Here is a 23,381-nt window from a genome sequence, read left to right on the forward strand (position 1 = left end):
GTGCAGTAAGGGATTTTAGCATTAACTTAATTTATTTATTCTTTCACTAATTTAAGTGTAGATTCGCCATTGGCAGTAGCTACTTTAGCAAAATATACACCTTTTGAAAGTTCAGAAGCATTAACATTCACTTCTTTATCAGCACCAAATTTAGTATAAACTGCTTTTCCTAAAACATCGAATACTCTCACAGAAGTGATGTCTTCGTTACCTGAAACAATGTTCCAGCTACTTCTTGTTGGGTTAGGATACGCTTTGAAACTTGCAGCATCAAATTTATTAACACCTAAAGAAGATGTAAATGTGTACGCACCTGTTGATCTCTTAAAAGTAACATTCCATGTACCAGCTGTTGCACTTAAATTATCCCCTGATGGTGTTCCTGTAGGGAATGCTGTTCCGCCCCAACTTGTGGTCCAAGCATAATCCTGACGGAATTTAATTGGCCCATCAGTAAGCACTAAATTATTTAAGGTATAATTTTCGCCATCAGTTGTTGTCATAACATTTGTATCAGGGTAAGGTGTGGTACCACCTGGCCATCCTCCTGCTCCTGGCCCTACTAGAGATACAGGTGGTTGAGATACTAATGAAAAACGATATACTCCAGAGACTACGTTAACGAAACAATCATAGTTTCCAGCGGTGTTTACAGCTATATTACCACCTGGAACTTGCAACACTCCAATAGGGAAAGCATTACCAGTCCAGTTTGTATCAGTCCAATTGTTATTTTGACGGAATTTTATTCCACCAACCGTAAGTGCAACATTTTTTATTACATAATTTATACCATCAGTAGTAGTCAATACATTTGCATCAGGATTTGGTACACCAGGGTCGCCAGGCCATCCACCAGCTCCATCCCCAACTATGGCTAAAGAGTTGAATACCGGTGCAGCGACAAATGTGTAGGCTCCACTATCTTTATTAAAAGTAACAGAAGTATACTTACCAGCAACAACTGGAATAAAATCAGTAGGCACACCAGTAGCAGTTCCAGAAGGGAATGCGGTTGCTCCTACTATAACACCATCAACACTGAACTGAGCATTTCCAGCCAGAAGTGTTGTGGTTCCCAAAGTATAGGTAATACCATCTGCAGTATCCATTGTAATTCCTGTAGCAGGTGTAGTAGCGGTACCTAAAAGTTTCACAACTGCAATAGCCGGTCCTCCAGAAAAGTTATAATTTCCAGTTGTAGAATTAAAAGTAATGTCATAAGTACCAGCTACAGCAGGAATATTTTGACTACCCCCACTGTTTTCAGCTCCAACACCAATAGGAAAAGCCGATCCAGTAAGCGGTTTTCCCCAGTTTCCTCCATTAGGAGCAGCATCCCACGAGTTGTTCGCTCTGAATTTTACAGAACCCCCAACTAATTTAAAATTTGTTATTTGCCAAACATCGGTAGTACCTACTACTTTTGTGAGTTGGTGTTTATCGATAGGTCCAGGATTGTTAGCTTGTCCAGGCCATCCGTTGGCCTCAACACCCTCTCCTACAATAGCAACAGAGTTAATTTGAGCATTTGTCGCGGTAAACGCTAACAAAAACATCAAGAAAGAAAATAATTTTGTTTTCATAATTATTATTATTTTTTAGATTAATACCCTATAAAAGTATAAAAAACAGCCGTATAAAAAACGAATCCTTCAAAAAAAAACCAACTACCACGTTTTCGTGTTGATAAGATTTTATTTTTTTGAATATATTTGATGTACGTCGACACAACCTATTAAAATTGTCTAAAAAAACAGCAAAAAAAAGGCTGCCTTTTCGGGGCAGCCATTGTAATCAAAAAGAAGAAAACTACTGTTTTAGCAACTTCATCACTTTTAGTTCGTTGTTTTCATTTAATGCTTTCACTAGGTACATTCCTTGCTTCAAATCATTGATTGGGTATTGGTTTTCTTTAGACAAATCACCCTTGAAACTCTTGACTAATTGTCCTGAAATGGCATAAATTTCTACTTTAGCCGCAGTGGCGTTTAGGGTAAAATAATTAGAAGTTGGATTAGGATACAGATACATTTCACCATTTACTTCAAAACTGTCTGTTCCTAAAGTTGAAGGTTTATTACCATAGATTCTAAATCCACCCGCTTCAATAGCGATTGTTGCTGTTGTACTAGTCACTTCAATAGTAGCATTATCCATCAAGTTGTACCAAGTGCCAGTATATGGAAAATCGGGAATCACGTTTTGTGTATTGACATCAAAATTAGTTAAAACTACTACGTTTTTCAGTTGAGTAGAAGGCAAGGTATTGTCCCAAAGGAATAATCTTGGCGTAATGGTGCTTCCAGATTGAATATCAAAACCACTATTGGCAGTGACAGTAACATTAAATATTGGCTCAGTTGTTTTCAGATTAATCATTTTAGCCCAATCGAAATAGATTTTATTTCTATTGGCATCGCCCAACCAATTATTGACCCATTGGGGTTGTGGTTTTTTATCTAATTTGCAATCTCCTGGAGGAACTCCTCCATCATAATCGGTATTTAGGGAACCATTATTACAAGCCCAAATAGACGTTTCCCAGCCTAAAGCACCAAAATGCCAAATCATTTTTGGCCCAGGAACTAACAAAGAAACTGCACCCACGGCAGACATTCTAGACAAAGCCGTATTTAATGTTTTTACATTATGAGCCGGATTCGAAGAGTTACCAAAGGTTATATTTTTGTACATCAAGCGTTCCTCATCGTGACTTTCTGGATATCCGATTACTCGTTTTCCTGAGAAACCATGGGCATCATAACCCATTCTTTCGATATTGTTTTTAGTATTGTTATAGCCCATCGATAATTCATTGTAGGCTTCGGTCATTTTTCCCCACATCATCACACCTTTACTAGGAGACTCGCCTATTCTATAATTGGCCCATTGTTGCTCTTCGTTATCATTGCCCAAATGTTCAAAAATAACATAATGCGTAGGATCTAAACTCCAGGAGTAGTCGGCATATTCTCTTAGCACATCTACTCGATCTTGCTGATACTGGTTTGTACAAGTTTCTCCACTAGCACAATTTTGAGTAAATCCTTTGGTCAAATCCCAACGGAAACCATCAATTTTATACTCTTCAATCCATTGTTTTACCACTCTTTTCACATAAGTTTTTGTTCTCGACTGCTGATGGTTAAAATCATTACCAACATTATAGCTGTGGGTTGGAATGACATTGAAGTAAGGACTGTCAGCAGCGGGACCGCCCCAACCATCGCCATCAGGATCGTTCATCCACATTCTGTCCATTGGATTTCTGCCAAAAGCGTGATTCAAAGCTACGTCTAGAATTACTGCAATTCCGTTTTGATGGCACAAATCGATCAACTGTTTTAACTTGGCACTTGTCCCATAGGCCTTGTCTAAAGCCAGGTGAAAGGAAGTGTTGTATCCCCAACTTTCGTTACCGTCAAATTCCATTACCGGCATTAATTCGATGGCATTGACTTTCAGATTTTTGAAATAATCAATACGATCAATTAGGTTTTGATAGCTTCGGTTGGCATCAAAATCTCGAACCAAAACTTCATACACAACCAATTTATCCTTATCCGGTTTTACAAAATTGGTTGTAGCTGTGCTCCAAGCATAAGGCGTTTGTCCGGTTTGCAAAACGGTAACTTCTCGATCTTGCCCTACTGGATAAGCGGGAAGATTTGGATAATTTCCTACTGGAATAAATGGATCTTCGTCTTTATTTAACACTAAAGTAGAGTAAGGATCAGCAGTTTTTACCAAAACAGGTGAACCCGCTATCGGAGTTTCATCGACTACCCAATATTGATAGGTGTAATTGGTTCCTGAGGCCAAGCCTGTAAGTTCTAACCAAAATTTGGTCGAGCCTGCAGTGGCGTCTTTTTTCATAGCATAAGTTGTACCCGGTTGCCAATTATTGAAACTTCCCGCCACATACACAAAATCTTTGCCCGGTGCATCTAAAACCAAGGTTGCTTTGGTAGCATCGCCAGCATTATAATTAATTCCATCCACTAAACCTGCAGGTATTGTTTCAGAAACAATACCAGGGTTGACAATTACTGAGAATTTTCGAGAAAAAGTAGTTGTTCCCTGAGTGATTTGCAAGTCATAGCTTTTATTAACAAGAATGTTGCTATCTGTAAAAGAATAGGCAGAACCAGCAAAAGTATTAATACTTGTTCCGTTTGCTAATAATTTATAATTAGCACTACCATTTGTATTTGTTGCCGAAATCACTAAACTGCCGCCTGAACCAATAATTGTTGTGCTGTTTGCAACCGGCGAAGTCAACGAAACTTGAAAATCACCTACTGGAAGGAAATAATCGGGAGTTGTTTGTACGCTACCCGTCGCATTTCTGAACACAACGCAAATTTCAGTAATTGAACTTGTTGTTGGCACGCCAAAATAGGTATATAAATCAGGCGTTAAATCTAACTTGTACGTTGTTCCAGACACTAATGTCATCAAAGGCGCATTGGTAGTTCCCCACACTCCTTTAACATTTGACCATCGTGTTCCATTTACTGTGGCGCCAATATGGGCATAGATTACCGTTGTGGCTGCCAATGGCGTACCAGCTTTGTTAAAGTTGATAGTCACAGGTCCATCTGCCAATGCAGGAGCGGGAACAGTTGTGGTTTGTGAAAAACAAGCTGAGGTGATAAGTAAAAATAAAAAAAAAACTTTTTTCATAATTTGTTTTGTTAAAAGATAAAAAGGGCTGTATATCAATAAATAACAGCCCTTTTTTGAAAGAAATAAACTATTGTGCTACCATTGTAAACTTATAATCTCGCGGTTTGCTTAAATCAAGGGTTACTGCGTATGGAAGTGTAACCGTTGAAAGTCCGGGAACTTTGATAGGTATACCATTATATTGCATAAGTGTTCCAGCATAGTTAGGTGATCCAGCACCTGCATTACCTAAGCCCAAATTAATAACATCAGAATTGTTAGCTCTAAATTTAAAGCCTCTAGCTCCCCTTAGAACGATCGTGATTTTCCATTTATTATCTGCACGATCGTATGTCATAGACGGTAAACTATTAAGGGAACCAAAAATTTTAGCATCACCAATAATTCCCAATGCGGAAATTGGCGTAAGTGAATAAGCTGTTGGAGTAACACCAATATCTGCCTTAATCAAATAATATCCGGCGGTGGTCACATTGATTGCTGGGCCATTTAAAACTAGCGTACCGCTTCCGCCATTCCCATAAAATGGGTTAGATGCTTGAAATTTGTTTTGCACAGAAGTATAAAATCTATAATCTCCAGGTTCTAACCAAGAATATCCTTCCGTATCAGTAGTGAAAAGTCCTGATGAAAGTGTTGTTGGTGCAAGCGCTGGATCTGCCCCAACTTTTGTAAAAGCAAAAGTAGCTTGTGAAAATGGAGTTACTTTTATAGCTATAACATTAGAATATTGAACAAAAGTATTGAATTCAATACCAAGTGTAGATTTTACCCTTACATCTAAATCAGCGGCCACATCTGGCAAAAACCCATTCTCTAACAGTAATGAATTTAAGTATCCTTCTTTCCAAATATAGGTAATGTCTGTAGAGCTAGGACTGGCAATAATAGGTTTTGCAAAATTAGTTCCTGCTTTTGCTATTTGTATTTCATAGACTGATGGACTGGTTGGCACACCATTGTCGACAGCATCCCAAGCTATTGTGGTTACATCATTATCACCCCCTATAGGTGACAAAATGAAAGGGCCGCTTGGAGTTAAAGATTTTAGATTCAAACCATTTGCGGTGGCCACAGGATCTTTATCGTTTGTGCAAGAGCTTATCGAAATAAGCAAAATTGCAAAAAATGTTATTTTTAATATATTTTTCATTTATACAAAATTTAATATTAATACCCTGGGTTTGGGGTTAATTTTGGATTAGCTTCAAGTGCTTTTAAAGGAATAGGGAATAAATTATAATGAGCAGGAATTGAAGCCCCATCCTTAACATTTCCTTTCCACGGCCATAAATAACTACCACCAGTAAATTTACCGTAACGAATCAAATCTGTTCTTCTATGACCTTCAAAATTGAGTTCTCTGGCTCTTTCATCCAAGATAAAGTCAAGAGTCAATTGACTTGCATTTATTGGTGTGGCTTTAGATCTTACTCTAACTAAATTCACATAATTTAAAGCGTCAGCAGTTGAACCGCCACCTCCTCTTAGTATACTTTCTGCTAGCATTAAATAAGCATCAGCTAATCTATACAAAGGGAAATCAGTACCAGCAAAAGAATTAGGACTTACAGTTCCAATAAAATTGGCATTTGTAAATTTTATTGAAGGATAACCGTCTGTCCACGTTTTATAGTTAGTCATCTCGTAACTATGTCGTTTTGTAGGGTCGGCATTTAAATAATTTGTCCAAAATAAATGAGCTCTCTCATCTGGTGAAGCATCTAAAGCAGCAGGACTACTACCAAACAAACCATACCAAGCTTTTGTAGCGCGATGTCCTGCCCAAGCATTAGTTCCTCCGCCGGGGTTTCCATAATCAAGGGCAGTCATTGTTGCATCGTTCAAACTACCATTAATTAAATAAGTTGTATTACCATAGCTTTGACTTACAATTGGATCTGCGATTAGGGCATAAATAATTTCATTTTTAGCATCAGTAACATCATTGTCTCTACAAAATAAACTTCTGAAATTTGGTGCCAATGTATAACCTCCTTCGTCTATTACTAATTTTGAATATTTATAAGCTTGAGCATATTTACTTTGCCCTATATAAACTTCAGAATTCAAATATAGTTTTGCCAATAACATTCTCACTGCCCCCTTACTTGCTTGACCATATCCTAGTCGTTGAGGCAATTTATTTTCGATGTCTAAGAGTTCCGATTCAACGAAATCATACAATTGCTTTCTGGTAGATTCTTCTTTTAGCTCTTTGCTTCCTAAATCAGCTTCGGTCAAAAGAGGTCCTTTCCCAAAACAATCAATTAGATAGAAATAAGCTAAGGATCTCAAAAATCGCATTTCGCTTATTACTTGGTCTTTATTTGAAACATCAAAATTTTTAAATTGTGCAATAACCTGATTCGCTTGAGGAACAGTATAATAAATACGATTGTACATATATCGCATAAACTTGTTGTTTGCATCCCAGTTAGAGGCAGTAGTCAATTGGTCAAGTCCATTATCGCCCCAACGGTTTTTCATGTCATCTGCTGTAAAATCCTGCAAATTAATAATCCCTCTCAAGAATGGAGATTCTCCTGGATCATCACCCGGTGTATCAGTGCTTCCTGGTCCTGATGGTCCCGAAAGCGCATACGATCCATAAACTTTAGAAACGAGTCCCGCTAAAGTTGGTTGTTCTTGAAGTAATTGATCTAATGATTTAGCAGAACCTTTGGGCTCAATGTTCAAATCATCTATGCAACTGCTTGTTAGCAATAGGACCAAACCTAATCCTAAAGTATACTTTTTAAAATTTTTCATACTATTATTTTTTTAATTAAAAGTCAAGACTTACTCCAAAAGTAAATGTTCTTGGTCTTGGATAAAAATTCCCGTCAATTGCGTCAAAATTTTCTGGATCTTGGCCCGTATAATTTGTTACTAAAAATGCATTATTAACAGTGCCACTCACTCTTAAGGATGATTTACCTACAAATTTTGCAAATTTATATCCTAAAGAAATATTATCACAACGTAAAAAAGAAGCGTCTTCTAGCAAATAATCAGAACGTTCTGCATTTCCGAGATATGTATCAAAAAGAGGGCTAGCTGTTCCGTTATAGAAATTCAAAACATTTTGTATGTATTCTGTACTTTGGGACGGAATTGCAGCCTGTATAAACCCGTTTTGTTGTTTTTTAAGATTGTAAACTTGACCTCCTACTTGGCCTCTAAAATTGGCCGTCAAATCAAAGTTTTTATATCCAAAAGTCGCATTAAAACCATAGGTCCAATTAGGGCGCAAAGCAACATAATACTCATCTGAGTCATTTATTTTACCATCTTTATTTCTGTCAACATAGGCCCCAACAATAGGTTCACCACTTGCATCATAAACTTGTTCATAAACGAAAGCGGAATATGGTTGGTATCCCACAGCGTGATACGCTAAATTATTTCCCGTACCTCCAATACCTCCTCCAGCACTAGTCCTAGTTATTTCCTTTAAATCAGAAATAGTGCTATAATTGTATGCGATATTACCTCCAAAACTTAAAGACAAATCATCTGTTTTAATTACATCAACATTTAAAGTCACCTCAAATCCCTTACTATCGAAAGACCCAATATTTTTCAAATATTCAGTTCCTCCTGTATCACCGGCAGCTAAAGGAACAATAGCTAGCAAATCATTTGTTTTTCGTTGATAAAGATCCACACTACCCGTAAGAATATTGTTTGTAAATAAACCAAAATCTACACCTAAATTATATGTAGATGTTTTTTCCCAAGTTAATTCATCATTATATGGTCCTACAGTATATGGAATTACCCCCGGTAAATATTGACTAGCAGCGTCTCCAGGAATAAAAGTCGGTAAATAAGGGTAGTACTCCCTTTGAATAGTACCACCTCCCGGTAGCGATGCTTGTCCCGTTTTTCCCCAACCTAATCTTAACTTCAAATCTTGAACAAAATTTGATTCTTTTAGGAATGATTCTTCCTTTAGTTTCCATGCTGCACCCACAGCTGGAAAATAACCCCATCTTTGATTTTCTGCAAAAACAGATGATCCATCAGCTCTTAGAGTAGCAGTTAATAAATATTTCCCCAACAAATCAACGTTTCCTCTTGCGAAAAAGGCTTGTAAATTTCGAGGTCTATATTCTCTGTTATTAGGATTATTAACATCACTAATAAATTCCTCTCTTATTCCTGTATCTACATTATTTCTATAAGAAATTGAATTTCCATCTGTTTTAAAATCTTGATAGGAATATCCTGCTTGAGCATCCACTTTATTGACAAAACCAGTTAGTGTTTTTGAATACGCTAAATACGAATCCATCGTTTTATTTGTCGCAGTTGCCTTAAAAAATTCTGCTTGACCAGGATTAAAAAGGTAATTTGTTTTAGGATCTGTTCCTTGATTGAAAGTATAAGTAGCAAGTGCATTTTCTTGAAAATTTACTTTATAATCTCTTGCTGTAGCATCTAAACCTAAATTTACTACCGCTCTAAGGTCTCGTAAAAACGGGAGTTTATAATCAAACTCGATGTTACCTAAAAATCGAAATGCATTATCAACCCCTCTTCTTTGTTCTAATAATGCCAAAGGATTTGTTGGCCCAACTTTTTGATCTCTATTCCCACTTAAACTAGTTTGCTGATAATAGCCTACAAACTTATTATCAAATGAGTCGCCGTATACGGGTTTGGTAGGATCCATAACCGCTGCTCCACCAAATGCACCTCCTTCATCCACATTATTTTTATTTGAATACGTTCCTTTAGCGTTAACATCCACCCTTAAATCATCATTTAAAAATTTTGGAGTCATCTTAAACGAATACGAAAGTCTTTTAAACTCGCTGGTTTTTACAATACCTTCAACATCTGTATAACCTATAGATGCTCTAAATGGTATTTTTTTATATAAATTAGCTCTCGCACTAAAGTTATGATCGGTTGAAATCGATGTTCTCAAAATTTCATCTTGCCAATTTGTATCACTTAAAATTCTACCCTCAATTTGCGGCGTAGAAAGGTCATCAGTAACAAGAGTTGTTGGGTCATCAACCCCTAAAAGATTTGTCTTTGTAGGATGATATTGTTGAATAAATCGTGTGAAATCTGACGCATCCATAACATCTAAGGTATTAAGTGCTTTTCCCATAGTGATATTTGCGGAATAATTAAATTGCGCTGCTCCTGAACTTCCTTTTTTGGTAGTAATAAGAATTACCCCATTAGAAGCCCTTACTCCATAAATTGCAGTGGCAGATGCATCCTTTAACACAGAGAAACTCTCCACATCATTAGGATTAATAAGAGACCATGGATTTGTTCCCGCGTCACTTATTGGCACGCCGTCAATGATAATCAAAGGGTCATTCGAAGCATTCAATGACGAACCACCTCTAATTCTGATAATTGGCCCAGCATCGGGAGCACCACCACCGTTTGTAATTCTTACACCTGCAGCTTTTCCCGCTAACAATTGATCCGCAGAGAAAATTGCTCCTTTATTAAAATCTTTTGCCGTTACCACAGCAACCGCTCCAGTGGCATCTTTCTTTTTCACAGAACCATAACCTACTTGAACTACAACTTCTTTCAGCTCATTCGATTCTTCCACAAGATTTACATTCAATGCTTGTTGATTCGTATACGTCACTGTTTGACTGGTGTATCCGATAAATGAAAAAACAATTTTATCTCCTTTATTTACTTTAGGTAATTTGAATTTACCATCAAAATCAGTTTGTGTTCCTACAGTGGAACCGTCGATTACTACATTCACGCCCGGAATAGGTTGATTCGTTTTTGAATCTACAACAGTTCCTCCTAATGTTCCTTGTGCAAGAACACTAAACGGCAAGAAGAGCAATAATAATAACAACTTTTTGTAAATTGTTTTCATACTTTTTGTTTAAATTAATTAGGTTTTTGTTTGAAATTACCTTTACTTCGAACTTCAAAATTAGATAATTATTAATACTTACGACAAAGGTAAAATTTAAAACGGTTACGAAAACGTGATAGTGTTGAAAAGTTTTTGGTTTTTAATAATTTTGCCCCTATATAATTACCATAATCTGATAAATATTTTATCTTTATTACGAAAAATGATTTTTATTCCATTTTAAACCATGAAAAAGAAGGTAACCTTAAAACAAATCGCAAAAGAACTCGACGTATCGATTTCGACGGTTTCAAAATCATTAAGAAACAGTCTCGAAATTGGCGAAGAAACGAGACTCAAAGTGCAGGCTTTTGCTAAATTCTACCATTACAAGCCCAATAATATTGCGCTAAGTTTAAAAAACCGGAAGACAAAAACCATCGGGATTATTATTCCTGAAATCGTACACCACTTTTTTTCTACCGTCATCAATGGCGTAGAACACGTGGCCAACGAACACGGATACAGCGTGATCATTTGCTTGTCGGACGATTCCTTTGATAAAGAAGTGCTCAATATGGAAATGCTCGCCAATGGCAGCATCGACGGGTTTATCATGTCACTTTCTAAAGAAACCCAATTCAAAGGCGATTACCATCATATTACAGAAGTAATTAGCCAAGGCATGCCCGTGGTTATGTTTGATAGAGTGACCAATGATATCCTTTGCGACAAAGTCATTATCAACGACGAATTGGCCGCTTACGAAGCCGTACAAAGTTTGATAGACAAAGGAAGAAAGAAAATCGCGCTGGTCACTACGGTAGATTACGTAAGCGTAGGTAAGTTTAGAACCGATGGTTACATCAAAGCACTAAGAGACAATAGCTTGCCCTTTGACGAAAATTTAATTATAAAAATTGAAAATGTCGATAACTGCGAAATTATAATTGGCCAACTGATCGAAGACAAGGCCATCGATGCTGTATTTGCAGTAAACGAACTCTTTGCTGTGACCATCATCAAAATGGCGCATAAAATAGGCATAAAAGTCCCTGAAGACCTAGCAGTTATTGCCTTTACTGATGGAATTATATCCAAATATTCAACTCCTACTATCTCGACAGTAAGCCAAAACGGTGCCGAAATGGGTAGCGTTGCCGCCAAAATCCTCATCGAAAGACTAGAAGCAGAAGAAGAAAACGAATCGGAAGACGAACAAGAAGAAATATACAAAACGGTTGTCATCGAAACCCATTTGATCGAAAGAGAATCGACTCTTTAAAAAAATCAATAGTAATTATAACCCGTTGGGTGTAATTCAATTTAATTTTTTTTAAACACATAGAATCATAGTTTTTTTATTAATTTTATTAAGACGCTTCGCTTGATTTTAGTAAATCATAGCTATGTGAACCCAAGAACTGGGCTATCCAACTCTTTTTTCTATGATTCTATGCGTTTCAATTTTACTATTTCTAAAAATTTAATAATTTCACCCAACGAGTTCAATTTAAATTTTTTAAACGCATAGAAACATAGTTTTTAATTATATAATTCCAGGCGTTTCACTTTATATAGCACACATAGCTTTGTGAACCCAAGAATTGGGCTATACCATTCTTTTTTCTATGTGTCTATGCGTTTCAATTTTACTATATCTAGAAAATTAATAATTTCACCCAAGGGGTTAATTATAATATTCAATCGCGTTCTAATCCCTATTTATATTTATCATTGCCATTGTTATTGCGATTTCAATTGTTATTGTAACTAAAACTTATTCACACTATTACGTTGTAGTTTTTGAAATAAATACTTTTCCAACTCCTAACTTCTAACTTCTAACATCTTTTATTATATTTACACAATTCAAAACAGTTACTTTTACTTCGAAAAATAAGTTACGTTTTGATAAGCATAAGGCTTATCGTACATTTAAAACAATATACGATAATGAAAAAACCCGATTTAAGTTTTTGGCAAATCTGGAATCTAAGCTTTGGATTCCTTGGAGTACAAATTGGATATTCACTACAAAATGGCAATACCAGCAGAATATTAGAGGCCCTTGGCGCTGATGTTCACAGTATTGGTTATTTTTGGTTGGCAGCGCCACTCGCTGGTCTTATTGTCCAACCCATCATTGGTCTTTCTAGCGACAAAACCTGGACAAAACTGGGTCGCAGAATCCCATTTATCTTTTTTGGTGCAATTGTTTCGGCTTTGGCTATGTTTTTTATGCCCAACGCCGAATACTTTACCTATTTGTTGCCGCCTTTAATCTTTGGTGCTGTAATGCTGCTCTTAATGGACACTTCATTTAATGTAACCATGCAACCCTTCAGAGCGCTTGTTGGCGATATGGTCAATGATGAACAGAAAAATCTAGGTTATTCTTTGCAAAGTGCTTTAATCAATTTTGGCGCTGTTTTCGGTTCATTATTACCATGGATTCTTGCCAAAGCAGGAATTGCCAATGTTCCCGCTGCGGGCGAAAAAGTAGCCGCATCTGTCATTTGGTCTTTCTATATTGGGGGCTCCATTTTACTAATTACTGTTTTGTGGACTGTTTTCAGAACAAAAGAATACGCTCCCAAAGAACATGCTTTATACAATGACATTGATTTAGAGGCGGAAACGGTAACTGAAAAAACCAGCATTTTAAAACTGATTTCCAACGCTCCAAAAATATTTTGGCAATTGGGAATTGTGCAATTCTTTTCTTGGTTTGCCTTATTTTTAATGTGGGTATATACCACCAGAGCTATAGCGAATCAAGTATGGGGCCCTGAAGCCTTAGATCCAAAATCTATTGGTTTCAACGAAGCTGGAGACTGGACCGGCGTATTATTTGCCTTTTATAGTGCGGTAGCCGCCCTATTTTCATTACTAATTCCGACCATCGCAAAATCCATTGGCCGAAAAAAAACCTATAGTTTTTCACTTTTGTTAGGAGGAATTGGTTTGGCCTCGATGTTTTTTGTACATGATAAAACCATTTTGTTGTTATCCATTTCTGGAGTAGGATTGGCTTGGGCAGCGATATTAGCGATGCCTTATGCTATGTTATCCGGTTCTTTACCAGCCGATAAAATGGGCGTTTATATGGGATTGTTTAATGCCACAATCACGATTCCCCAAATTGCTGCAGGAGTATTAGGAAGTACTATCCTTGCTTTGTTTGGAGGTTTTCCGATGGCCATTATTGTCATCGCGGGCGTTTCGATGTTGATTGCAGGTTTGGCCGTATTTTTTGTTAAAGAACATAAAGCAAACACCAAATAATTTGTTTGGGGGTTTGTTGCTAATTCCAAAAAGAAATACTGTGACTGATAAAACAAAGTCGTTTTTCCCTTTTAAACCAATACGTCCCGATAGCAATCGGAATAAAATTCATTAAGAATGACAACTTAATTTTTTTAATGGTTTAAAAAACACTAAAATAAACTTAGTTTGCTAAGGCAGACTATACTACTAATTTACAATGAATTTAATGAATACAAAAGCATTTATATTCGACCTTGATGGCGTAATTGTGGATACCGCAAAATACCATTTTCTTGCTTGGAAAAAAATCGCCAATGAATTAGGTTTCGAATTTACACACGAAAACAACGAATTATTAAAAGGAGTCAGCCGCGTGCGCTCGCTTGATATTATTTTAGAATTAGGCAAGGTAGAAGCTTCGCAAGAGGACAAAAACCGATGGCTAGTTCAAAAAAACGAAGATTATTTATCCTATTTAGTCGATATGGACGAAAGCGAAATCTTGCCGGGAGTGATGCCTATTTTAAACTATTTGAAAGAACGCAACCAATTAATAGCACTAGGTTCTGCGAGTAAAAACGCCAGGCCGATTCTCGAAAAAACAGGAACTTTATCCTATTTCGACGCTATTGTCGACGGAAATGACGTTTCAAACGCCAAACCCGATCCGGAAGTTTTCTTGCTTGCCGCCAAATTACTAAATATAAAACCCGAAGATTCGATCGTTTTTGAAGATTCGGTTGCCGGAATTCAAGCGGCAAATATCGGAGGAATGGTAAGTGTAGGCATTGGCGAAGCTTCCACCTTGCACGAAGCAAAATACATTTTTAAAGATTTTACCCAAATGGATAAAACTTTTATTGATACACTGATTAAATAAATTTGTTTCAAGTTCCAAGTTTCAGGTTAAGACCTTTGAAACTTGAAACCTTAAACCTAAAACAACAGAAGAAATGAACCAAGATTATATAAAAGCAGACAATTGGTCCATCATTGAAGAAGGATTTAATGCCGAAAACGTAAAATCGTCCGAAAGCCTTTTCAGCATTGGCAACGGAGCAATGGGACAACGTGCGAATTTTGAAGAAAACTATAGCGGAGAAACTTTTCAAGGAAGTTATATCGCCGGAATTTACTATCCCGATAAAACCAAAGTGGGTTGGTGGAAAAATGGCTATCCAAAATATTTTGCCAAAGTACTCAACGCGCCCAATTGGATTGGAATTGACATCGAAATCAACGACGAAATCCTAGATTTGAATGCCTGCAAGGAAGTGAAAAACTTCCGTCGTGAGTTGAATATGAAAGAAGGTTGGTACAACCGTTCCTTTGAAGCCACTTTGCAAAACGGAACTGAAATTGGCGTAAACATTCGTCGTTTTCTTTGTATGGATTTGGATGAAGTGGGTGTCATCAACTATGAAATCACCGCCATCAACAAAGACACTAAAATAGTGTACAAACCTTATGTTGACGCGGGTGTAACCAATGAAGATGCCAACTGGGAAGAGAAATTTTGGGAGCCACTCGATGTAAAACGAAGCGGAAATGAAGCCTTTGTAACTGCTCAAACCTTCAAAACCCATTTCAAGGCCACTACTTTTATGCACAACAGCATTTTTGTAAATGATAAAAATGGCAATATCTCACCTTCAAACATCAAAACGGGAACCGATAAAATCCAATTTTCGTATGATGTCATTATCGCTAAAGGTCAAAAATCATCGATTCAGAAAATTGCAGGTTATACTGTTTCCTTGAATCACAACAATACGCTTTCAGCGGCCGAAAACGCAATAAAAACAGCTTTAGCAAAAGGATACGAGGCATTATTAGCCGAACAAATTTCGGCTTGGGCCAAAATTTGGGAAATGTCAGACATCACCATCGAAGGCGATGTGAAAGCACAACAAGGCATTCGTTTCAATATTTTTCAATTGAACCAAACGTATTCTGGTAAAGATTCTCGTTTGAATATTGGACCAAAAGGTTTCACCGGCGAAAAATACGGCGGATCAACCTATTGGGACACCGAAGCCTATTGCATCCCGTTTTATATGGCGACCAAAGACCAGGAAGTGGCAAGAAATTTATTGACCTACCGATTTAATCAATTGGACAAAGCCATTGAAAATGCTAAAGACAATTTGGGATTCAAAGACGGAGCGGCTTTGTATCCAATGGTGACGATGAATGGCGAAGAATGTCACAACGAATGGGAAATCACACACGAAGAAATTCATAGAAATGGCGCGATTGCCTTTGCAATTTTCAACTACTACCGTTACACCGGCGATTACAGTTATATTCCCCAAAAAGGACTGGAAGTATTAATAGGAATTGCCCGTTTTTGGCATCAAAGAGCTAATTTTTCGACAGACAAAAATCAATATGTAATTCTTGGCGTTACAGGTCCAAATGAATATGAAAATAACGTAAACAATAATTTCTACACCAATTATATAGCCAAATGGTGTATCGATTACGCACACGAACAAATTCTGAAAGTGTCTTTGGAATACCCATCAGACCACAAACGCATCATCGAAAAAGTGAAATTATCGGATGCAGAATTGCAGGACTGGAAAAAAGTTTCGGGCAATATGTACTTTCCTTTTTCTGAAGAACACGGTGTTTATTTGCAACAAGATGGCTTCTTGGACAAACATTTAGTTCCCGTAAAAGATTTAGATAAATCACAACGACCTATCAATCAAAAATGGTCTTGGGACCGAGTGTTGCGTTCGCCCTACATCAAACAAGCGGATACTTTGCAAGGCTTTTACTTCTTCGAAGATCATTTTACGAGAGAAGAATTAGAAAAACATTTCGATTTTTACGAACCGTTTACCGTTCACGAAAGTTAGCTTTCTCCTTGCGTGCATTCGATTCAGGCAGCAAAATTGGATAAAATGGATATGGCTTACACGTTTTATTTAAGGACGTCACGTTTAGATCTTGACGATTACAATAAAGAAGTGGAAGAAGGTTGTCACATTACCTCTATGGCGGGAACTTGGATGAGTATTGTGGAAGGTTTTGGCGGAATGCGAGTGAAAAATGACGCGCTTCATTTCTCTCCGAAAATCCCAAAAGAATGGGAGGGTTATTCCTTTAAAATCAATTTTAGAAACCAAATTTTGAAAGTGGTAGTCGATCATTCTGAAACTAAATTCACTCTCGAAGGTTCAAAAGAATTGACTGTTTTTGTTAACGACGAAGCGGTTTTAGTGAAACCAAATAGTTTGGTGGCGGTATAGCTGAAAAGCAAGGTTTTAAACCATTAAGATAATTAAGAAATTAAGTTTATGCCTTAATGACACTTAATTTTCTTAATGGTTTATTTATTAATTAGACGTTTTAAATATTTTCTTATTCTAAAATGGTTTCGCCACATAGTTTTTAAAAAAAAACGAAATTTCTTAATGGTTTAAAAAAAATAAAATTATTCCAAATGAAAAAACTATTTTTATTGTTCATAATTTTTACGACATCAACTATGTTAGCACAAATCGAAAGAATAGAACCTCCGTTTTGGTATGCCGGGATGCACAATCCTGAATTACAAATTTTGGTTTACGGCAAAAACATAGCAAAATATACTGTTTCAACTTCAAATGCAATTCCACTTTCAAAAGTTGAAAAAACCGAAAATCCGAATTATCTTTTTGTCACCATCAACACAGAAAATGTTAGTCCTCAAGATTTTTCTCTGATTTTTAAAGAAAAAGACAAGCTCGCTTTTACCCACAAATATTCCCTAAAACAACGAAGAGAAGACTCAGCCAATCGCAAAGGTTTTGACGCTTCGGATATGTTGTATTTGATCATGCCAGACCGATTTTCGAATGGTAAAAAAAATAATGATTCTGATATTTCAACAAAGGAGAAAAACAATAGAGCTTTACCTGGAGGCAGGCACGGCGGCGACATTCAGGGCATTATCAATCATTTAGATTACATCGAGGAATTGGGAGCAACAACCATTTGGAGCACCCCACTTTGCGAAGACAATGATGCGCAATATTCCTATCACACCTACGGGCAATCTGATGTTTATAAAATAGACCCTCGTTATGGCACTAACGAAGATTATGTGCGGTTGTCCAGCGAAATGCACCAACGCAAAATGAAATTGGTGATGGATTATGTGACCAATCACTGGGGAATTGAACATTGGATGATGAAGGATTTACCGACTCAAGATTGGTTTAATTATATTGGAAATTACACCGAAACCAATCACAAACGCACCGTTATTCACGACATTCACGCCTCGGAATTAGACAAAAAAAAATGTATCGACGGCTGGTTCGTGCCATCGATGCCCGATATCAACATCAAAAATCCCTTGGTTTTAAAATACCTCACCCAAAACGCTATTTGGTGGATAGAATATGCTGACTTGGATGGTTTCAGGGTGGACACTTATAATTATTCCGATCCCCACGGGATTGCCCTTTGGACGAAATCCATCACCGACGAATACCCGAATTTTAACATTGTGGGTGAAGTTTGGATGTTCAATCAATCACACGCAGCCTATTGGCAAAAAGATAGTAAAATTGCCGCCATCCAAAACTTCAATTCCAATTTGCCTTCGGTGATGGACTTTACATTACTTGGGGCTATCAATTCCGCATTCAATGAAGATGAAGCCAGTTGGGACAAAGGAATGATTAAAATTTACGACAATTTTACCAATGATTTTCTGTTTCCAAACCCAGACAACATTTTGATTTTTGCCGAAAACCACGACACACATCGTATCAATCATATGTTTAACAATGATTTAAACAAATACAAGATGGCAATGGCTTTGCTAGCCACTACAAGGGGAATTCCTCAATTGTATTACGGTTCCGAAATTGGAATGGCGGGAAATAAAGACAAAGGCGACGCAGACATTCGACAAGATTTCCCCGGCGGATGGGATGGCGACAGTAATAACGCATTTACCGCTGCGGGGAGAACTGAAATGCAAAACGAGTATTTCAATTTCACTTCCAAATTATTCAATTGGAGAAAAACAAAAACTGTGATTCATTCCGGGAAAATGACGCACTATATTCCCGAAAATAATGTCTATGTCTATTTCAGATACGATGCTGAGCAAGCTGTAATGATTTTAATTAACAATAGCAGAGAAACCAAGACTATAAAAACCAACCGTTTCCAAGAAAACATTGGAAATTATAAGATGGGAAAAGACGTCATCACTGAAAAAATAATGGATGTGACTAGCGAAATCACCTTGGAACCCAAATCGGTTTTGATATTGGAATTGAAATAACGGATTTACAACTACCAAACCTGACAGGTTTCAAAAACCTGTCAGGTTTAAATTCAAAAACAATGAAAAAAATATTTTTCTTATTATTCATCACTTCACTTTCTTTTGCCCAAAATACAAACAGAAAGTTCGAAAGTTTCAAAGAATCCAACAATACATTAGAAATCAATACTTCCGATGGTGTGTATTTGATTAAAGCCTATTCCGAAAAAATTGTAGAAACCTCTTTTATTCCAAAAGGCGAGTATTTTAATCCCATTTCGGAAGCTGTAGTTGCCGTTCCAAAAAAAGGAATTTCAAAAGTCATTAAAACACCAAGTAGAATAAGCCTTTACACCAAAGGAATTGTGGTTACCATCCAAAAATCGCCTTTTCAAATATCGTATTTCAACCAACAAAAACTTTTGCTTTCAGAGAAAAATGGCTATTTCAAACAAAAACATATTCCGTTAGAAAATGTAAAAGGCAACATAAAAGCCGATTCGACCGAAGTTTTACAATTTAGTATTTCGCCTGACGAAATGCTTTATGGAGGTGGCGCTCGCGCATTGGGAATGAACCGTCGAGGCAATAAATTAGCTTTGTACAACAGAGCAGACTATGGTTACGAAACCTATTCTAAGTTGATGAATTTCACGGTTCCAATGGTTTTGTCATCGAAAATGTATGCCGTTCATTTTGACAATTCAGCAATAGGTTACTTGGATTTAGACAGCAAAAAAGACAATACTTTAGCTTATGAAACTATTTCTGGTCGAAAAACCTACCAAGTAATTGTGGGTGATTCCTGGACTGATTTGATTTCAAATTATACTGATTTAACTGGAAAACAACCTTTGCCAGCGCGATGGACTTTGGGGAATTTCTCCAGTCGTTTTGGTTATCATTCGCAGGAAGAAGTCGAAAAAACCATTAAGAAATTTGAAGACGATAAAATTCCTGTCGATGCCATAATACTTGATCTATATTGGTTTGGGAAAGGTATGAAAGGCACAATGGGCAACTTGGATTGGGAAAAAGAAACCTTCCCAAATCCCGAAAAAATGATGGCCGATTTGAATGCCAAAGGCATAAAAACAGTTCTCATTACAGAACCTTTTGTGCTCACCACTTCCAAAAAATGGCAAGAAGCCGTAGATAAAAAAGTGGTTGCAACAGACCATCCCGAAGCGTCGGGAGAAAAACCTTTTACCTATGATTTCTATTTTGGGAATACCGGAATCGTAGACATTTTCAAACCTGATGGAAAGGATTGGTTCTGGAATATTTACAAAAAACTCATTAATCAAGGCGTTGGCGGACTTTGGGGCGATTTGGGTGAACCCGAAGTATTCCCTTCCGAAGCAGTAACTGCTGGCGGAAAAGCCGACGAAGTCCATAATGTTTACGGACACAATTGGGCAAAATTAATTGCTGATGGTTACAAAAAAGACTTCGCAAATCAGCGTCCATTTATATTAATGCGTGCCGGATATTCGGGTTCACAACGTTTCGGAATGATGCCTTGGTCTGGCGACGTAAGTCGTTCTTGGGGTGGATTGCAATCCCAAATGGAGATTTCTCTCCAAATGGGAATGCAGGGACTGGGTTATATGCACTCGGATTTAGGTGGTTTTGCAGGCGATTATTTCGACAACGAATTATATCTTCGTTGGTTGCAATACGGGGTTTTCCAACCGATATTTCGTCCTCACGCACAGGAAGAAGTAGCTTCGGAAGTGGCTCGAAAAGACATCATAACCAAAGCAAAAGCCAAGAAACAAGTGGAATTGCGTTACCAACTTTTGCCTTACAACTACACGTTGGCTTTCGAAAACAATCAAAAAGGAACCCCTTTGATGCGTCCAATGTTTTTTGAAGAACCAAATAATTCGAAATTATTGACGGTTTGCGAAACCTATCTTTGGGGAAATGATTTTTTGGTGACTCCAATAACGAAATCTGGTATGACTTCAACTTCGGTATATTTTCCAAAAAATAATAATTGGTTTGATTTTTATTCCGATGAAGAAAAGTCGGCAGGAACAACCTCAACTATTGAAGTTGTTGAAGACCATATTCCTGTATTTGTTCGTGGTGGTGCTTTTATTCCGATGATAAAAACCATTCAAAACACATCGAAATATTCCTTGGATAACTTCGATTTGCATTATTATTTTGATGCAAAAACAGCTCAAAGTTCAGGTAAATTATACAATGATGATGGAACAACGGCAAACGCTTTCGAAAAAGGAGCCTTTGAAATATTAAATTTCAATAGTAATACCAATGGCAAAACAGTAGTCATCAAATTGAGTTCAGAAATTGGAAAAAACTTCCAATATTCTGATAAAAATGTTTCGCTGATTGTCCACAATATAAAAGCCAAATCTGTTAACTTAAACGGTAAAACTATAGCATTCAACACTGTTAAAAACAAGATAGAAATTCCAGTTTCTTGGACAAAAGCATCGGAAATGGAAATTAAAATTCAATTATAATAAAAAGCTAAACCATTAAGAAAATTAAGAAAAACTTAAGGCCCCTTAATGTTCTTAATGGTTCAAAAAAAAGACCTATGAAAAAATCAATTCTACTTTTAATAGCCATTGTATCGCTATTTTTCTCCAGTTGTTCCTCAACAAAAACAGCGCAGACAACCCCAAAAACTCCTTTTGTTTGGGAAAGTGCCAATGTGTATTTTCTTTTAATCGACCGATTTAACAACGGAGACAAAAGCAACGACCAAACTTATAACCGAAACAAACCAACTGCAAAATTACGAGGTTTTGAAGGCGGCGATATTCGAGGCGTAATTCAAAAATTGGATGAAGGCTACTTCGAAAAACTAGGGATAACTGCCATTTGGATGACACCGGTTGTAGAACAAATTCACGATGGCGTCGATGAAGGAACGGGTTTTACCTATGGTTTTCACGGGTATTGGACAAGAGATTGGACCACTTTGGACCCGAGTTTTGGAAACAAAAAAGATTTGGCTGAATTGGTTCAAAAAGCACACGCCAAAGGAATTCGCATTTTGTTGGATGCCGTAATTAATCATACTGGGCCTGTTACTGCTGAAGATTCCGTTTATCCGAATGATTGGGTTCGAACTTCACCAAAATGCACCTATAAATCCTACGACACCTATATTAATTGTACTCTAGTAGAAAATCTTCCCGACGTAAAAACTGAAAGCAATAAAGCCGTAGCTTTGCCCCCTTTCTTGATCGAAAAATGGAAAAAAGAAGGCCGTTACGAACAAGAAATTGCCGAATTGGATGCCTTTTTTGCCAAAACAGCTTATCCACGCGCACCCAAATATTACATTATGAAATGGCTGTCGGATTACATCACCGATTATGGAATTGATGGCTATCGGGTAGATACCGCCAAACACACCTATGAAGATGTTTGGGCCGATTTCAAGAAAGTTTGTGATGCCGCCTTTGCCGATTTCAAAAAAAATAATCCAAGTAAAGTATTGGACAACAATCCGTTTTTTACGGTTGGCGAAGTCTATGGCTACAACATTGGAGCCAAAAAACAATTCGATTTTGGGGATAAAAAAGTCAACTATTTTGAAAATGGTTTTTCTGGTTTAATCAATTTTGACTTTAGAAACGAAGCCAAAATGAATTACGAACCTTTGTTTTCTAAATACAACACCATTCTTCAAAATGACTTGAAAGGAAACACAGTGATGAACTATGTTTCCTCGCACGACGACAGTTATCCGTATGACAAGAAAAGAGAAAAAACAATCGAAAGCGGCACAAAATTATTGCTTGCCCCAGGAATTTCGCAAGTATATTATGGTGACGAAAGCGCTCGTTCGTTAGACATTCCGGGAACTACAGGCGATGCGACTTTGCGTTCGATGATGAATTGGGAGGACATAAAATCCAATCCCGAAACTCAAAAAGTGCTTTTGCATTGGCAAAAACTGGGCAATTTCAGGAAAAACCATCCAGCCATTGGAGCAGGAATTCACCAAGAAATTTCGGCAAGTCCTTATGTTTTTAGCCGAACTTTTACCAAAGACAATTTCACTGACAATGTTATTGTTGGTTTGGATTTGGCAAAAGGACCAAAAGAAATTTCAGTTGGCACCATTTTCGAAAACGGAACCAAATTAACCGATGCTTATTCCGGAAAAAAAGTGGCGGTTTCGAATGGAAAAGTTAGTGTCGACACCGAATTTGATATTGTTTTATTGGAAAAATAATAACCCCAAATTCCTATTCTATAAAATAAAACGAGGTTTTCTGAATAAGAAAACCTCGT

General features: G+C 37.1%; 11 protein-coding genes and 1 pseudogene. 7 read left to right on the top strand and 5 right to left on the bottom strand.

Translation table 11 applies throughout. From position 1 onward, the window contains the following. Positions 1–35: 35 nt before the first annotated feature. From E1750_RS08910 to E1750_RS08930, 5 genes are all read right to left on the bottom strand, one after another. Positions 36–1,586, bottom strand: a complete 1,551-nt coding sequence (locus tag E1750_RS08910) for a T9SS type A sorting domain-containing protein (RefSeq protein ID WP_133276441.1) — start codon at positions 1,584–1,586, stop codon at positions 36–38. 226 nt (positions 1,587–1,812) lie between these two features. Next, positions 1,813–4,689: an alpha-amylase family glycosyl hydrolase gene (locus E1750_RS08915; protein ID WP_133276442.1), complete on the bottom strand. Its 2,877-nt coding sequence runs from the start codon at positions 4,687–4,689 to the stop codon at positions 1,813–1,815. Between the two features lie 70 nt (positions 4,690–4,759). Continuing rightward, positions 4,760–5,845, bottom strand: coding sequence for a SusE domain-containing protein (locus tag E1750_RS08920; protein ID WP_133276443.1), 1,086 nt, complete (start codon positions 5,843–5,845; stop codon positions 4,760–4,762). A 17-nt stretch (positions 5,846–5,862) separates the two neighbouring features. Continuing rightward, complete coding sequence (locus tag E1750_RS08925) at positions 5,863–7,464, bottom strand: RagB/SusD family nutrient uptake outer membrane protein (protein WP_133276444.1); 1,602 nt, start codon at positions 7,462–7,464, stop codon at positions 5,863–5,865. Between the two features lie 16 nt (positions 7,465–7,480). Further along, positions 7,481–10,567: a SusC/RagA family TonB-linked outer membrane protein gene (locus E1750_RS08930; protein ID WP_133276445.1), complete on the bottom strand. Its 3,087-nt coding sequence runs from the start codon at positions 10,565–10,567 to the stop codon at positions 7,481–7,483. 229 nt (positions 10,568–10,796) lie between these two features. On the opposite strand from E1750_RS08930, the gene E1750_RS08935 reads away from it, so the two are divergent. From E1750_RS08935 to E1750_RS08965, 7 genes and pseudogenes are all read left to right on the top strand, one after another. Then, the gene (locus tag E1750_RS08935; RefSeq protein WP_133276446.1) at positions 10,797–11,834 is read left to right on the top strand and encodes a LacI family DNA-binding transcriptional regulator; all 1,038 of its coding nucleotides are present in this window, start codon (positions 10,797–10,799) and stop codon (positions 11,832–11,834) included. A gap of 671 nt (positions 11,835–12,505) precedes the next feature. After that, entirely contained in the window at positions 12,506–13,837 is a 1,332-nt protein-coding gene (locus tag E1750_RS08940; protein ID WP_176582353.1) for an MFS transporter, read from the top strand. 208 nt (positions 13,838–14,045) lie between these two features. Further along, a complete protein-coding gene (pgmB, locus tag E1750_RS08945) occupies positions 14,046–14,699 on the top strand; it encodes a beta-phosphoglucomutase (protein ID WP_133276447.1) in 654 nt (217 codons plus the stop codon). Positions 14,700–14,772: 73 nt separating this feature from the next. Beyond that, positions 14,773–17,079: pseudogene (locus E1750_RS08950) on the top strand (glycoside hydrolase family 65 protein). 194 nt (positions 17,080–17,273) lie between these two features. Beyond that, complete coding sequence (locus E1750_RS08955; RefSeq protein ID WP_133276448.1) at positions 17,274–19,112, top strand: glycoside hydrolase family 13 protein; 1,839 nt, start codon at positions 17,274–17,276, stop codon at positions 19,110–19,112. A gap of 62 nt (positions 19,113–19,174) precedes the next feature. Beyond that, positions 19,175–21,592 carry a glycoside hydrolase family 31 protein gene (locus E1750_RS08960; protein ID WP_133276449.1) on the top strand — a complete coding sequence of 806 codons (2,418 nt, stop codon included), beginning with the start codon at positions 19,175–19,177 and terminating at the stop codon, positions 21,590–21,592. A 77-nt stretch (positions 21,593–21,669) separates the two neighbouring features. Beyond that, positions 21,670–23,322, top strand: a complete 1,653-nt coding sequence (locus E1750_RS08965; RefSeq protein WP_133276450.1) for an alpha-amylase family glycosyl hydrolase — start codon at positions 21,670–21,672, stop codon at positions 23,320–23,322. Positions 23,323–23,381 lie beyond the last annotated feature (59 nt).

Source organism: Flavobacterium nackdongense (assembly GCF_004355225.1).
GTDB lineage: Bacteria > Bacteroidota > Bacteroidia > Flavobacteriales > Flavobacteriaceae > Flavobacterium > Flavobacterium nackdongense.